General features: G+C 73.4%; 9 protein-coding genes and 1 riboswitch. Of the genes, 6 read left to right on the forward strand and 3 right to left on the reverse strand.

Annotated elements, in window-relative coordinates; all coding sequences use genetic code 11:
• The first annotated feature begins 12 nt into the window (after window positions 1-12).
• Window positions 13-1,098, forward strand: a complete 1,086-nt coding sequence (locus tag AB0D45_RS13945) for a GTP-binding protein (RefSeq protein WP_362458242.1) — start codon at window positions 13-15, stop codon at window positions 1,096-1,098.
• On the opposite strand, the gene AB0D45_RS13950 is transcribed toward AB0D45_RS13945, so the two are convergent.
• Together AB0D45_RS13950 and AB0D45_RS13955 are read right to left on the reverse strand one after the other, a co-directional pair.
• Window positions 1,095-3,188: a restriction endonuclease gene (locus AB0D45_RS13950; RefSeq protein ID WP_362458245.1), complete on the reverse strand. Its 2,094-nt coding sequence runs from the start codon at window positions 3,186-3,188 to the stop codon at window positions 1,095-1,097. The two genes, AB0D45_RS13945 and AB0D45_RS13950, sit on opposite strands and share 4 nt — an antisense overlap.
• 115 nt (window positions 3,189-3,303) lie before the next feature.
• A complete protein-coding gene (locus AB0D45_RS13955; RefSeq protein WP_362458248.1) occupies window positions 3,304-5,760 on the reverse strand; it encodes a DNA topoisomerase IV subunit A in 2,457 nt (818 codons plus the stop codon).
• 228 nt (window positions 5,761-5,988) lie between these two features.
• On the opposite strand from AB0D45_RS13955, the gene AB0D45_RS13960 reads away from it, so the two are divergent.
• From AB0D45_RS13960 to AB0D45_RS13975, 4 genes are all read left to right on the forward strand, one after another.
• Complete coding sequence (locus AB0D45_RS13960; protein WP_361598833.1) at window positions 5,989-7,341, forward strand: pitrilysin family protein; 1,353 nt, start codon at window positions 5,989-5,991, stop codon at window positions 7,339-7,341.
• A 20-nt stretch (window positions 7,342-7,361) separates the two neighbouring features.
• Window positions 7,362-8,729, forward strand: coding sequence for a pitrilysin family protein (locus AB0D45_RS13965; RefSeq protein ID WP_361598866.1), 1,368 nt, complete (start codon window positions 7,362-7,364; stop codon window positions 8,727-8,729).
• Window positions 8,730-9,016: 287 nt separating this feature from the next.
• Window positions 9,017-9,176: riboswitch (cyclic di-AMP (ydaO/yuaA leader) on the forward strand.
• A 12-nt stretch (window positions 9,177-9,188) separates the two neighbouring features.
• The gene (locus AB0D45_RS13970) at window positions 9,189-9,992 is read left to right on the forward strand and encodes a M23 family metallopeptidase (RefSeq protein ID WP_361598836.1); all 804 of its coding nucleotides are present in this window, start codon (window positions 9,189-9,191) and stop codon (window positions 9,990-9,992) included.
• 165 nt (window positions 9,993-10,157) lie between these two features.
• On the forward strand, window positions 10,158-10,823 hold the full coding sequence (locus AB0D45_RS13975) for a GntR family transcriptional regulator (RefSeq protein ID WP_362458251.1): 666 nt from the start codon (window positions 10,158-10,160) through the stop codon (window positions 10,821-10,823).
• Window positions 10,824-11,072: 249 nt separating this feature from the next.
• On the opposite strand, the gene AB0D45_RS13980 is transcribed toward AB0D45_RS13975, so the two are convergent.
• Window positions 11,073-11,354, reverse strand: a complete 282-nt coding sequence (locus AB0D45_RS13980) for an HPr family phosphocarrier protein (RefSeq protein WP_362052369.1) — start codon at window positions 11,352-11,354, stop codon at window positions 11,073-11,075.
• A gap of 209 nt (window positions 11,355-11,563) precedes the next feature.
• On the opposite strand from AB0D45_RS13980, the gene AB0D45_RS13985 reads away from it, so the two are divergent.
• Window positions 11,564-14,389, forward strand: a complete 2,826-nt coding sequence (locus AB0D45_RS13985; RefSeq protein ID WP_362458254.1) for a GNAT family N-acetyltransferase — start codon at window positions 11,564-11,566, stop codon at window positions 14,387-14,389.
• The last annotated feature ends 18 nt before the right edge of the window (window positions 14,390-14,407 follow it).

The raw sequence follows: 14,407 nt of genomic DNA on the forward strand, positions 1-14,407 counted from the left end.
ACGATCGTCCGGGTGAACAGCGTCCAGCCCATTCCCGTCGTGGTCCTCGCCGGATTCCTCGGCTCCGGCAAGACCACCCTGCTCAACCACCTCCTCGGCAACCGGGGCGGCACCCGGATCGGGGTCGTCGTCAACGACTTCGGATCGATCGAGATCGACGCGATGTCGGTGGCCGGACAGGTCGGCGACTCGATGGTCTCCCTCGGCGGGGGCTGCCTGTGCTGCGCGGTCGACGGCAGCGAGCTGGACGCGTACCTGGACAAGCTGGCCGCCCCCGTCCACCGCATCGACGTGATCGTCATCGAGGCCAGCGGGCTCGCCGAGCCCCAGGAGATGGTCCGGATGCTGATGGCCAACGAGAACCCGGCCATCCGCTACGGCGGCCTGGTACAGGTCGTCGACGCGGCCGAGTTCGACCGGACGCGGGCCGCGCACCCCGAGACCGACCGCCACCTGTCGGTCGCCGACCTGGTGGTGCTCAACAAGACCGACCGGGTGGACTCCGCCGAACGCGCCCGCATCGAGGCGGAGATCGCCGCGCTCTGCGCCCCGGGGACACCCCTGGTCGGCGCCGACCACGGGCGGATCGACCCGGAACTGCTCTTCGACCGCCGCCCCTGGACCGAGACGCGGGGCCAGCTGTCCTTCGAGGACCTGCTCGCCGAGGCCCGTCCGGGGGACGACGACCACGCCGGGCACGCCCACACCCGCTACGAGAGCGTCGAGTTCACCTCCGACCAGGCGCTGTCGCCGCGGCGGCTCATCGACTTCCTCGACCGCCGCCCGGCCGGCCTCTACCGGATCAAGGGCTTCGTGTGGTTCGGCGTGCCGGGCCACGAGGAACGGTACGAGGTCCACGCGGTCGGCCGCTTCCTGCGCTTCGGCCCCAGCCCCTGGGGGCGGGGGGAGCGCCGCCGCACGCAGCTCGTCCTGATCGGCTCCGGCATCGACGCCCCGGCCCTGCTGCGCGAGCTGGCCGCCTGCCGCGAGCCGGCCCCGCAGGACGCCCGGCCCGAGAGCATGTGGGCGGTCCTGCGCTACGTCGCGGCGGCGGACCGCGGGGACGCCCCCTCGGCGGAGGACGAGACCCCGGCCTAGGCCACCTCGACGCCGAAGTCGCCCAGCAGGGCCTCCAGGCCGCCGCGGTAGCCCTTGCCGCCGACCACGAAGTCCCAGTCGCCGCTGACCCGCCGCCGGAACGAGCCCAGCACCAGGGCCGTTTCACCGGCGCGGCCGTCGGAGACCTCCAACTGCCCGGTCTCCGCGCCGCCCGCGTCCAGGAGCCGGATCCGTGCATCGGTGAAACGGGCCAGGTCGGCGTGGGGGTCCACGTCCGGGTCGATCGCAGCCACCAGGACCAGACGGTCCGCCTCGGTCGGCAGGGCGTCGAAGGCGACCTCCAGCGCGGCCTTGTCGGGTGCCGAGGGCGCGGAGGCCCGGACCGCACCGTCCGGGGTCTGACGGTTGTTGTAGAAGACGAAGTGGCCCTCGCTCAGCACCCGGCCGCCCGTGCAGACCAATGCGCACACGTCGAGTGCCACCGACCCTGACCAGGACATGCCGAGTACGTTGTGTTCCACCGGAGGAGCGGCTTCGGGCGTCCGCTGGGCGGGAACATCGCGGGTTGCGGCAGCTACGCCACCGCCGAGCCGCCCGCGCAGGCCGTACTGGTGCAGCAGCCCGACCAGGTCAGCGCCGGGAACCAGCTCCAGCGGCTTGCCGTTGGCAAAGGTGTAGGACCCCGGCCCGAAGGAGGCGGTGGTGACCAGCACCCCCTTGTTCGCCCCCTTGTCCTGGACCGTGCCGTACAGGTCCCGTACCGCCGTCGGCGGCACGGTGTTGCGGTAGCGCTTGACCTGCACCACGATCCGCCCGCCCCGGATCGGCGCCGGGTCCAGTGCCTCGACGTCCACGCCGCCGTCGCCGGACCGCTGCGTGGTGACCGCCTCCATGCCCATCGCCCGGAAGAGCTCGGCGACCAGGTTCTCGAAGGCGATCGGGTCCATCTGGAAGAGGTCCGGCTCGTCCTCCTCGCCCCCGTCGTGACCGCCGTGGCTGACGACGTCCCCGCCGACCTCGCCCGGCCGGCGGCCGGCCCGGACGGCCGTCAGCTGGTCGGGGCGCGCCGACAACTGCCCGCGCAGCCCCTCGACCAGGCAGTCCACCGCGCTCACCTGCTCCAGCCGCAGCCCGGCGAAGGCGGTGCGCGCCGCCTGAACGGTGGCCAGGACGAGCTGCGCCTCCCGGCCCGTCACCGGATCGTGGTCGTCCACGAACCCGTTGACGACCACGGAGTCCAGGGCGCCGAACTCGTCCGCCGCGTACAGCTCGCGCAGCACCAGCAGCAGGCACTGCGCGAGCAGGTCCCGGTACAGCGCCCGGCGTTGCGTGGCCGGCCGCGCCGTCTCCCGGTCCTGGTCCGTACTCGGCATGTAGCGCACGGACTTCGTCTGCGGCACCACCTCGAACCGGGGCAGCTCCCAGTCCAGTACGAGCTGGCGCGCCGCCGGGTCGTACGCCGCCGACACCTGGCGGGGCAGCTCCCCCGGCCAGGCGGAGGAGGCGTACAGGGCAGCCGAGAAGTACTCCACGACCGCCTCGGGATCGCCCGCGCGCAGCGCGCCCGCCAGCTCGGTCAGACCGCTGTTGTGCCGGCGGATCCCCGCGAGCTGCTCCGCCGCCCACTGGTCGTACTGCTGCCGGTACGCCGCCAGCTGCCGCAGCCGTTCCTGCTCGGCGGCGTGCGCGGCCTGCCAGGCCCGGGTGTACCGGTCGTGGGCCTCCCGTTCCGCCCGGCCGCGCGAGCCCAGGGCCCAGCCGCCGTCCTGCTGGTGGAACTGCGCGAGCTGGGGCATGGGCACGGGGTGGGCGAGGCCGCCGGGGTCGAAGGGCTGGAGCCGCTCGTCCCGTACCAGGGCGGCCATCCGGAAGGCGGGCGCCCGGCACCCCGCGGCCAGCAGCCCCTGCAGGGCCGCCACCTGCGCGTCGAGCTGCTCGGTCCGGCGGCGCGCCTCCGCCTCGCGGTGCTGCCGGTAGGCGGCCTGCTGTTCGCGCCGGTCCCGGGCCGCGTCGCGTGCGTACGCCCGCTGCCGGCGCTCCGCCTCGCGCGTCTGGATCAGCTGCGTCTGCTGCTGCTGTCGCTGGGCCTCGGCCCAGACCCCGATCAACCCGCCGGTCCGACGACTCATCAGCCCTGCACTCCCCCCACCCGCGTGTACGGGGAAAACAGTAGTCGGCGGACGGGGCGGGCGACCCGGCAACGCCGCTGTCCGCCCGCTCCGCCCGCCTCCGCGGATCACACCGCTACAGCGCGGCCCCCGCCAGCGTCTCCACGACGGCCGGCAGCGCGGTCCCCGAGCCGTCGCGGCGCGGGTCCGGGGCCGGCAGGGCGGCCGGGGAGCCGTTCTTGGCGGCGGCGCGGACCGGGGCGTTGCCCGCCCAGGCCAGCGTCAGGACGTCCTCGCCCTTCAGGAACCGCTGGCAGCGCACGCCGCCGGTGGCCCGTCCCTTGCGCGGGTACTGGTCGAAGGGGGTCAGCTTGCCCGAGCGCATCGAGTCGTCCAGCGTCCCGTGCGAGCCCGCCACGGTGAACACCAGCGCGTCCCGGGCCGGGTCCACCGCCGAGAAGTGGATCACCTTGGCGTTCCCGGCGAGCTTGATGCCGGCCATACCGCCCGCCGGGCGGCCCTGGGGGCGCACCTGGCTCGCCGGGTAGCGCAGCAGCTGGGCGTCGTCGGTGATGAAGACCAGGTCCTCCTCGCCCGTGCGCAGCTCGACCGCGCCGACGACCCGGTCGCCCTCCTTGAGGGTGATGACCTCCAGCTCGTCCTTGTTCGCCGGATAGTCCGGCACGACCCGCTTGACCACGCCCTGCTCGGTACCCAGGGCCAGGCCCTGCGAGGACTCGTCGAGGGAGAGGAGGCAGACCACCGTCTCGTCGGCCTCCAGCCCGGAGAGGAACTCCGCGACCGGGGCGCCGCCGGCCAGGTTCGGCGCGGCGTGCGTGTCCGGCAGCCGCGGCAGGTCGATCACCGGGAGGCGCAGCAGGCGCCCGTACGAGGTGACCGCGCCGACGTCGGCCCGGGCGGTCGCCGCGACCTGCGAGACGATCACGTCGTGCTTCGTGCGGGCCCCGCCTTCCTCCAGGGGCAGCGGATCGGCGTTGGCCGTGCGGGCCAGCAGGCCGGTGGAGGACAGGAGCACCCGGCACGGGTCGTCCGCGACCTCCAGCGGGACCGCCGCCACCGAGGTGCCCGCCGACTCCAGCAGCACGGTGCGCCGCTCGGTGCCGAACTTCTTCGCCACCGCGGCCAGTTCCGCCGAGACCAGCTTGCGCAGCGCCGCGTCGGAGTCCAGGATCCCGGTCAGCTCGTCGATCTCGCCGGTCAGCCGGTCGCGCTCGCTCTCCAGCTCGATCCGGTCGAAGCGGGTGAGCCGGCGCAGCGGGGTGTCCAGGATGTACTGGGTCTGGACCTCGCTCAGCGAGAAGTGCTCCATCAGGCGCTCCTTGGCCTGCGCGGAGTTGTCGCTGTCGCGGATGATCCGGATGACCTCGTCGATGTCGAGCAGGGCCACCAGCAGCCCCTCGACCAGGTGCAGCCGGTCGCGGCGCTTGGTCCGGCGGAACTCGCTGCGCCGGCGCACGACCTCGAAGCGGTGGTCGAGGTAGACCTCCAGCAGCTCCTTGAGGCCCAGGGTCAGCGGCTGCCCGTCGACCAGCGCGACGTTGTTGATGCCGAAGGACTCCTCCATCGGCGTCAGCTTGTACAGCTGCTCCAGCACGGCCTCCGGGTGGAAGCCATTCTTGATCTCGATCACCAGGCGCAGGCCGTGCGAGCGGTCGGTGAGGTCCTTGACGTCCGCGATGCCCTGGAGCTTCTTCGAGCCGACCAGGTCCTTGATCTTCGCGATGACCTTCTCGGGGCCCACCGTGAAGGGCAGTTCGGTGACGACCAGGCCCTTGCGGCGCGCGGTGACGTCCTCCACGGAGACCGTCGCGCGGATCTTGAAGGTGCCGCGGCCGTTCTCGTAGGCGTCCTTGATGCCGGACAGCCCCACGATCCGCCCGCCGGTCGGCAGGTCGGGGCCCGGCACGAAGCGCATCAGCGCCTCCAGGTCCGCCTCCGGGTACCGGATCAGGTGGCGGGCGGCCGCGATGACCTCGCCCAGGTTGTGCGGGGCCATGTTGGTGGCCATGCCGACGGCGATCCCGGAGGCGCCGTTGACCAGGAGGTTCGGATAGGCCGCCGGCAGGGCGACGGGCTCGCGCTCCTGGCCGTCGTAGTTGGCGGTGAAGTCGACGGTGTCCTCGTCGATCGACTCCGTCATCAGCGAGGTGGCGTCGGCCATCCGGCACTCGGTGTAGCGCATCGCGGCCGGCGGGTCGTCGTTGCCGAGCGAGCCGAAGTTGCCGTGGCCGTCGACCAGCGGCAGCCGCATCGAGAAGGGCTGGGCCATGCGCACGAGGGCGTCGTAGATCGACGCGTCGCCGTGCGGGTGCAGCTTGCCCATCACCTCGCCGACGACGCGGGCGCACTTGACGTACCCCCGGTCGGGCCGCAGGCCCATCTCGTTCATCTGGTAGACGATGCGCCGGTGCACCGGCTTCATCCCGTCGCGGGCGTCGGGCAGGGCGCGGGAGTAGATCACCGAGTACGCGTACTCGAGGAAGGAGCCCTGCATTTCGTCGACGACGTCGATGTCGAGGATCTTCTCCTCGAAATCCTCCGGCGGCGGGGTCTTCGTGCTGCGGCGGGCCATCGCTGCGCGGCTCCTTAACCAAGGTTCGGGGTGTGCTGGGTGGATCTGGCGTGGTTGACGCGGACCATTGTGGCCCGAGGCACCGACAACGCCGACTCCGACCCCGGGGGTCCCCCCGTACGGAGTGCGGGGGAGTGACCCGGGAACTTATCCGGCCGTCGGCGCGCTTGCATACAGTGGCAGGTCTGACAGAAATCTCTGCATCGCGATCGAAGGGACCACATGCCCATGGGTCACACGGCCACAGCTCAGGCCGGCTCCGGCGGCCTGACAGCGACCGAGCACCGGCTGGCCAACGGCCTGCGCGTGGTGCTGTCCGAGGACCACCTCACTCCGGTCGCCGCCGTCTGCCTCTGGTACGACGTCGGCTCCCGCCACGAAGTCAAGGGGCGGACCGGTCTGGCTCACCTCTTCGAGCACCTGATGTTCCAGGGTTCGGCGAGCGTACCGGGCAACGGCCACTTCGAGCTCGTCCAGGGTGCCGGCGGCTCGCTGAACGGCACCACCAGCTTCGAGCGCACCAACTACTTCGAGACGATGCCGGCGCACCAGCTGGAACTCGCCCTGTGGCTGGAGGCGGACCGCATGGGCTCGCTGCTGGCCGCCCTGGACGACGAGTCCATGGAGAACCAGCGCGACGTGGTCAAGAACGAGCGCCGCCAGCGGTACGACAACGTCCCGTACGGCACCGCCTTCGAGCGGCTGACCGCCCTCGCCTACCCCGAGGGCCACCCGTACCACCACACCCCGATCGGCTCGATGGCCGACCTGGACGCCGCCTCCCTGGAGGACGCGCGCCACTTCTTCCGTACGTACTACGCGCCCAACAACGCCGTGCTGTCGGTCGTGGGCGACATCGACCCCGAGCGGACCCTCGCCTGGATCGAGAAGTACTTCGGCACCATCCCGGCGCACGACGGCAAGCAGCCGCCCCGCGACGGCACGCTCCCCGACACCATGGGCGGGCAGCTGCGCGAGGAGATCGTCGAGGAGGTCCCGGCCCGCGCGCTGATGGCCGCCTACCGGCTGCCGCACGACGGCACCCGCGAGTGCGACGCCGCCGACGTGGCACTGACCGTGCTGGGCGGCGGCGAGTCCTCCCGGCTGCACAACCGCCTGGTACGCCGCGACCAGACGGCCGTGGCGGCCGGTTTCGGCATGCTGCGCCTGGCCGGCGCGCCCTCGCTGGGCTGGCTGGACGTCAAGACCTCCAGCGGCGTCGAGGTGCCCGCCATCGAGGCGGCCGTCGACGAGGAGCTCGCCCGGTTCGCCGCCGAGGGCCCGACGGCGGAGGAGATGGAGCGCGCCCAGGCACAGCTGGAGCGCGAATGGCTGGACCGGCTGAGCACGGTGGCCGGCCGCGCCGACGAACTGTGCCGCTTCGCGGTCCTGTTCGGCGACCCGCAGCTCGCGCTGACCGCCGTCCAGCGGGTGCTGGACGTCACCGCCGAGGAGGTGCAGGCCGTGGCCGCGGCCCGGCTGCGCCCCGACAACCGCGCGGTACTGGTCTACGAGCCGCTGGCCGGCGCCGAGGCCCACGAGACCGAGCAGCACGACGAGAACGAGGGGGCGGAGCAGTGAGCGACACCGCAGCCGTCACGATGACCTTCCACCCGCGGCCGCAGGCCGGCGAGGCGAAGCCGTGGGCCTTCCCGGCCCCCGAGCGCTCCACGCTCCCCAACGGCCTGACCCTGCTGCGCTGCCACCGCCCCGGCCAGCAGGTGGTGGCGGTCGAGGTCAACCTCGCGGCACCGCTGGACGCCGAGCCCGAGGGCCTCGACGGGGTCGCCACGATCATGGCCCGCGCCCTGTCGGAGGGCACCGACAAGCACTCCGCCGAGGAGTTCGCCGCGGAGCTGGAGCGCTGCGGCGCCACGCTGGACGCCCACGCGGACCACCCGGGCCTGCGGGTCTCCCTGGAGGTCCCGGCCTCCCGCCTGCCCAAGGCGCTCGGACTGCTCGCCGAGGCGCTGAGCGCCCCCGCCTTCGCCGACAGCGAGGTCGACCGCCTGGTGCGCAACCGGCTCGACGAGATCCCGCACGAGCTGGCCAACCCCCAGCGCCGCGCCGCCAAGGAGCTCTCCAAGGAGCTGTTCCCGGCGTCGCTGCGGATGTCCCGCCCGCGCCAGGGCACCGAGGAGACGGTCGCGCGGATCGACTCCGCCGCCGTACGCGCCTTCTACGAGGCCCACGTACGCCCCTCCACCGCCACCGTGGTGGTCGTCGGCGACCTGACCGGCACCGACCTGGACGCCCTGCTGGCGGACACCCTGGGCACCTGGACCGGCAACACCGCCGCACCCCGCCCCGTGCAGCCGGTGACGGCCGACGACACGGGCCGCGTGGTCATCGTGGACCGGCCGGGCGCCGTCCAGACGCAGCTGCTCATCGGCCGGATCGGGCCGGACCGGCACGACATCGTCTGGGCCCCGCAGGTGCTCGGCACGTACTGCCTCGGCGGCACCCTCACCTCCCGCCTGGACAAGGTGCTGCGCGAGGAGAAGGGCTACACCTACGGCGTGCGGGCCTTCGGGCAGGTGCTGCGCTCGACCGCCGATGGCAAGGGCGCCTCGATGCTCGCCATCAGCGGTTCGGTGGACACCCCCAACACCGGTCCGGCGCTGCAGGACCTGTGGCAGGTGCTGCGGACGCTCGCGGAGGGCGGACTGACCGACGCCGAGCGGGACGTGGCGGTGCAGAACCTGGTGGGTGTGGCTCCGCTGAAGTTCGAGACGGCCGCCTCGGTCGCCGGGACGCTCGCCGACCAGGTGGAGCAGGAGCTGCCGGACGACTACCAGGCGCGGCTGTACGCGCGGCTGGCCGAAACCGGTACCGCCGAGGCCACTTCGGCGGTCGTGAACGCCTTCCCGGTGGACCGCCTGGTCACGATCCTGGTGGGCGACGCGGCGCAGATCGAGGAGCCCGTCCTGGCCCTCGGGATCGGTGAGGTCACCGTCGTCTCCAACTGAGCGGCGCGACCGTCCCCGGCCGGGCGGTGTGACCGTCCCCGGCCGGGCGGCGCGACCGTCCCCAACTGCACGGCGGGGGACCCGAGACGGAGCGGCGACGGGTCCGTTTCCTGGGGGCTCCGGTGGAACATCCACCGGAGCCCCCTTTGTCCGTTTAGTGGCGTCGTTGCTCGTATGCGGTGTGGCGTACGCAACAAAAGCGCGCGTGTGTTTGGCGATTGACTGATGATCCGCCTAGCGTCGGCCGTGCTGTTCGTCAGTTGAACCCGCCGCACCCCCGCGGCACCGGACAGCGATCGCCGAGTCCCCGTCAGGCGCGAGCCTGGGGAGCCGGGGACCCACATGAGTCCCTGGGGTGAATCGGACCCCCTCGCAAGAGGAGGCCCGTAGGAGACCTTCCTGCTCCGAACCCGTCAGCTAACCCGGTAGGCGAGAGGGAAGGAAAGGATCACCCCCTTCATGGCGTTTGGCAGTCGTGCCGCCGGTTCTGGTAAGCACCGTGGTTCCAGCCGTCTGAGCCGCAAGACCGCCGGCTACGCCGGCATCGCCGCCCTCGCCACCACGGGCGTGGTCGGCACCCTGGCCGCTCCGGCCTTCGCGGCGGACCACCACAACGCCCCGTCCATGGAGGACACCGGCCAGAACGCGGTCGTCGTCGCCGACGGCCTGCAGGACGACATCGAGGTCCAGGCCGAGTCCCAGCAGCGCGCCGCCGAGGCCGTCGCCGCCCAGGCGCAGGCCGAGGCCGAGGCGAAGACGCGTGCCGCCGAGGCCAAGCGCGCCGCCGAGGCCAAGGAGAAGGCCGAGCGCGAGGCCGCCGAGAAGGCCGCCCGCGAGGAGGCCCGCAAGCGCCTCAACACCTTCGTGGCCCCCGTCGACGGCTCCTACGTCAGCACCCAGTACGGCGCGGGCGGCGGCATGTGGTCCTCCGGCAGCCACACGGGCATCGACTTCCACGCCGACGAGGGCAGCATCGTCCACGCGGTGGGCGCGGGCACCGTCGTCGAGGCCGGCTGGGGCGGCGCCTACGGCAACAACGTCGTGATCCGCCACAACGACGGCACCTACACCCAGTACGGCCACCTGCTCTCGCTGAGCGTCTCCGCCGGCGAGACGGTCACCCCCGGCCAGCAGATCGGCCTGTCGGGCTCCACGGGCAACTCCAGCGGCCCGCACCTGCACTTCGAGGCCCGCACCGGCGCCACGTACGGCACGGACATCAACCCGCTGACGTACCTGCGCAACCACGGCGTCGGGATCTGACCCGCAGCACGCTCCACCGAAGAAGGCCCCGGCTCACCGAGCCGGGGCCTTCTTCGTCGTGCCGCCGTCCGGATTGCAGGCCCTCTTCGGGAATTGCCGTGTGGTGCAATAGAGTCGCAGCACGGCCACGATAAACCGAAAAACGAAACCAGCGGAGGTCCGGCCTTGCGTATTCCGGCGCACGCGGTGTGCACAGCGATCCGCGACGATATCGTCTCCGGATTCTTCGGGCCGGGCAGCCGGCTGACCGAGGAGGTGCTCGCCCGCCGCTACGGGGTCTCCCGCGTCCCGGTCCGCGAGGCGCTGCGCACCCTGGAGTCCGAGGGCTTCGTCACCACCCGCCGGCACGCGGGCGCCTGCGTCGCCGAGCCGACCGAGCAGGAGGCCGCCGACCTCCTGGAGCTGCGCGTGCTGCTGGAGCCGCTCGCCGCCTCGCGCGCCGCCCGGCGCCGCACGGACGGCCACCTGAAGGTGCTGCGCGGACTGGTCAGGCTGGGCCGGGAAGGGGCCAGGCGGGGGCAGGGGGAGGATTTGCGGGCCCTGGGCGGCTGGTTCCACGAGACCCTGGCCCAGGCCTCGGGCAGCCCGGGGCTGATCGCCCTGCTGACGCAGACGCGTCACAAGATCGCCTGGATGTTCGCGGTCGGGACGCCGGTGCAGCCCGTGGAGTGCTGGGCCGAGCACGGGGCGATCGTGGACGCCGTCGCGCGCGGCGACGCGGAGCGGGCCCGGGCCCTGACCGCGCTGCACGCGCAGCGGGCGGCGCAGGCGCACCGCCCGAGGGTGAGGAATCCGCAACCTGCCGTAAACACGGCGAGCGCTCTGCATTAACACACTCCGTATACAACGGAGCGATATCCGCCCGGTTCGGGCCGCAGGCGAATTCCCTGCCCTCTTGACCGCCGCCGTGGCCCGAATTTGCCGCGCGCAATTCCGGAACGACCCGGAAGGGCGGGAAAGGCCCTGGAATTCCAGCCGCCGTGCGGCCGGAAAACGCGGAAGCCGCAGTCCCCGTGGTGGCGGGGGCTGCGGCTTCCGTCGTACCGCGCGGGGCGGCGAGGGCCTACCGGACCCGAAGGGTCAGACGGTCTCGGGGAGTTCCTCGAGACCCTCGGCGACCAGCTTCGCGAGGCGGTCGAGCGCGACCTCGGCGCCCTCGGCGTCGGAAGCCAGGACGATCTCCTCGCCGCCCTGGGCGCCCAGACCCAGGACAGCCAGCATCGAAGCGGCGTTGACGGGGTCGCCGCCCGCCTTCGCGATGGTCACCGGGACGCCGGAAGCGGTCGTCGCGCGGACGAAGATCGAGGCGGGACGAGCGTGCAGGCCCTCGGCCCAGCCGACGTTGACGCGGCGCTCTGCCATGGTGATGCCCTTCAGGTTCAACGGTTGTCTAGACCAGTCTCTCACGCCGTCCGGAATGCTCGCACCGGCCTTCGGCCCGCATCCACCGCCGTTCGGCCCTCCCCAGCTTGCACTGGTTTGCCCCAGCCCGCCGCATTCGCCGCGCGTAGGTCGGAGGGGCCGCCCGCCGCACCCGTCCACCCGGCCGGATCGCCCCTTAAGGTGACCCCATGACCACCGCGTCGGACCCCTCGTACCCGGCCCACTGGGAAGCGGACGTCGTGCTGCGCGACGGCGGCACCGCCCGCATCCGCCCCATCACCACCGAGGACGCGGGCAGGCTGGTCAGCTTCTACGAGCAGGTCTCGGACGAGTCGAAGTACTACCGCTTCTTCGCCCCCTACCCCCGCCTCTCGGACCGCGACGTCCGCCGCTTCACGCACCACGACTACGTGGACCGGGTCGGCCTCGCCGCCACCATCGGCGGCGAGTTCATCGGCACCGTCCGCTTCGACCGCATCGGCCCGGACGGGCGGCCCGCCTCCGCCCCCGCCGACGAGGCCGAGGTCGCCTTCCTCGTCCAGGACGCCCACCAGGGCCGCGGGGTCGCCTCCGCCCTCCTGGAACACATCGGCGCGGTGGCCCGGGAGCGCGGCATCCGCCGGTTCGCGGCCGAAGTGCTGCCCGCCAACACCAAGATGATCAAGGTGTTCACCGACGTGGGCTACCAGCAGAAGCGCAGCTTCGAGGACGGCTCCGTCCACCTCACCCTCGACCTGGAACCCACCGCCGAGTCCCTCGCCGTCCAGCGCGCCCGCGAACAGCGGGCCGAGGCCCGCTCCGTGCAGCGCCTCCTCGCCCCCGGCTCCGTCGCCGTGATCGGCGCCAGCCGCTCGGGGGCCGGCGTGGGCGCCACCGCCCTGCGCAACCTGCGCGACGGCGGCTTCCGCGGGCACCTCTACGCCGTCAACGAAGCCCGCGCCCCCGGCATGGAGGGCGACCTCCTGGAGGGCGTACGGGCCTACCGCGGCCTCGCCGACATCGGCGCCCCGGTCGACCTCGCCGTCATCGCCGTCCCCGCCGGCCGGGTCCCCGACGCCGTCGCCGCCTGCGGCGAGCACGGGGTGCAGGGCCTCGTGGTCCTCTCCGCGGGATACGGCGAGAGCGGCCCGGCCGGACTCGCCCGGCAGCGCGAACTCGTGCGCCAGGTCCGCTCGTACGGGATGCGCCTCATCGGCCCCAACGCCTTCGGGGTGATCAACACCGCCCCCGAGGTGGGGCTGAACGCCTCGCTCGCCCCGGCGCCCGCCTCCGCCCGCGGCCGGATCGGCCTGTTCACCCAGTCCGGGGCGATCGGCATCGCCCTGCTGTCGGCGCTGCTGCGGCGCGGCGAGGGGCTGTCGTCCTTCGTCTCCGCAGGGAACCGGGCCGACGTCTCCGGCAACGACATCCTCCAGTACTGGTACGAGGACGAGGCCACCGACGTCGCCCTGATGTACCTGGAAACCCTCGGCAACCCCCGCAAGTTCACCCGCCTCGCCCGCCGCACCGCCGCCGCCAAGCCCGTGGTCGTCGCCCGCGGCGGCCGCCACACCCCCGCCGGGCACGTCGTCCCCGGCACCCGGCTCCCCGAGGCCACCGTCTCCGAGCTGCTGCGCCAGGCCGGCGTCATCCGGGTCGACACCGTCACCGAGCTGGTCGACGTCGGCCTGCTGCTGGCCGGGCAGCCGCTGCCGGCCGGCCCCCGGGTCGCGATCCTCGGCAACTCCGAGTCCCTCGGCGTGCTCACCTACGACGCCTGCCTGACCGAGGGGCTGCGCCCGCTGCCCCCGCTGGACCTGACGACCGCCGCCGGCCCGGCCGACTTCCGGGCCGCCCTGTGCGCCGCGCTCGCCTCCGGCGACTGCGACGCCGTCGTCGTCACCGCCATCCCGTCCGTGAGCGACCGCGAGCTGGCCGACGACCTCGCGCAGGCCCTGCGCCAGGCCGTGGCCGAGGTCCCGGGCAAGCCGGTGGCGGTGGTGCACGTGGAACTGGGCGAGCTGGTCGAGGCCCTCTCCGCCGCCCGGGGCGCGTCACCGGCGGCGCCCGCCGCCGAGCCGCTCCCGCCCGCCGGCCCCCCGGCCGGCGCCGATGGCGGGCCCGGCGGACACGGCGCCGACGGCGGGCCCGGCGTGGAGGGCCCCGGACGGATCCCCGCCTACCCGGCCGCCGAGCGGGCCGTCAAGGCCGTCGCCGAGGCCGTGCGGTACGCGCGCTGGCGCCGGGACAACGCCGAGACCGGCCACGTCCCCGAGTACGAGGACATCGACGAGGCGGGCGCCGCCGCCCGGCTCGCCACCCTGCTGGCGGGCGTCGACGCCGGCGCCGTCCTGACCCTGGACGAGGACGCCGCCCGCGACCTGCTCGCCCGCTACGGGATCCGGGTGCTGCCCACCCTGCCCGCCCCCAGCCCCGACGCCGCGGTCCGCGCGGCCCGGGTCCTCGGGTACCCGGTCGCCCTCAAGACCACCGCCCCGCACCTGCGCCACCGCGCCGACCTGGGCGGCGTACGCCTCGACCTCACCACCGAGGCCGAGCTGAGACGCTCGTACGAGGAGCTCACCGACGCCCTCGGCAAGCCGGCCGAGCTCCAGCCCGTGGTGCAGGCGATGGCCCCGCGCGGGGTCGACACCGTCGTCCGCGCCACCGTCGACGCCGCCGCCGGAGCCGTGCTGTCCTTCGGGCTCGCCGGAGTCGCCTCCGAGCTGCTCGGCGACACCGCCCACGGCCTGGTCCCCGCCACCGACCGGGACGCGGCCGCACTGATCCGCTCCATCCGCACCGCGCCCCTGCTCTTCGGCTGGCGCGGCAGCGACCCCGTCGACACCCCCGCCCTCGAGGAGCTGCTGCTGCGGCTGTCCCGGCTGGTGGACGACCACCCCGAGGTCACCGGGGTCTCGCTGGAGCCGGTCGTCGTCGCCACCGAGGGCCTGTCCGTGCTCAGCGCCACCGTCCGCGTGGCACACCCGCCCGTACGGACCGACCTCGGCCCGCGCACCCTGCCGAGCTACTGAGCGCAGGACAGGTAGGGG

This window comes from Streptomyces sp. NPDC048352 (assembly GCF_040651895.1).
GTDB lineage: Bacteria > Actinomycetota > Actinomycetes > Streptomycetales > Streptomycetaceae > Streptomyces.

Excerpts from the sequence above, each read along its gene's own strand:
- AB0D45_RS13950 (WP_362458245.1), bottom strand. The coding sequence starts at position 3,188 with ATGAGTCGTCGGACCGGCGGGTTGATCGGGGTCTGGGCCGAGGCCCAG.
- AB0D45_RS13955 (WP_362458248.1), bottom strand. The coding sequence starts at position 5,760 with ATGGCCCGCCGCAGCACGAAGACCCCGCCGCCGGAGGATTTCGAGGAG.
- AB0D45_RS13960 (WP_361598833.1), top strand. The coding sequence starts at position 5,989 with ATGGGTCACACGGCCACAGCTCAGGCCGGCTCCGGCGGCCTGACAGCG.
- AB0D45_RS13965 (WP_361598866.1), top strand. The coding sequence starts at position 7,362 with ATGACCTTCCACCCGCGGCCGCAGGCCGGCGAGGCGAAGCCGTGGGCC.
- AB0D45_RS13970 (WP_361598836.1), top strand. The coding sequence starts at position 9,189 with ATGGCGTTTGGCAGTCGTGCCGCCGGTTCTGGTAAGCACCGTGGTTCC.
- AB0D45_RS13980 (WP_362052369.1), bottom strand. The coding sequence starts at position 11,354 with ATGGCAGAGCGCCGCGTCAACGTCGGCTGGGCCGAGGGCCTGCACGCT.
- AB0D45_RS13985 (WP_362458254.1), top strand. The coding sequence starts at position 11,564 with ATGACCACCGCGTCGGACCCCTCGTACCCGGCCCACTGGGAAGCGGAC.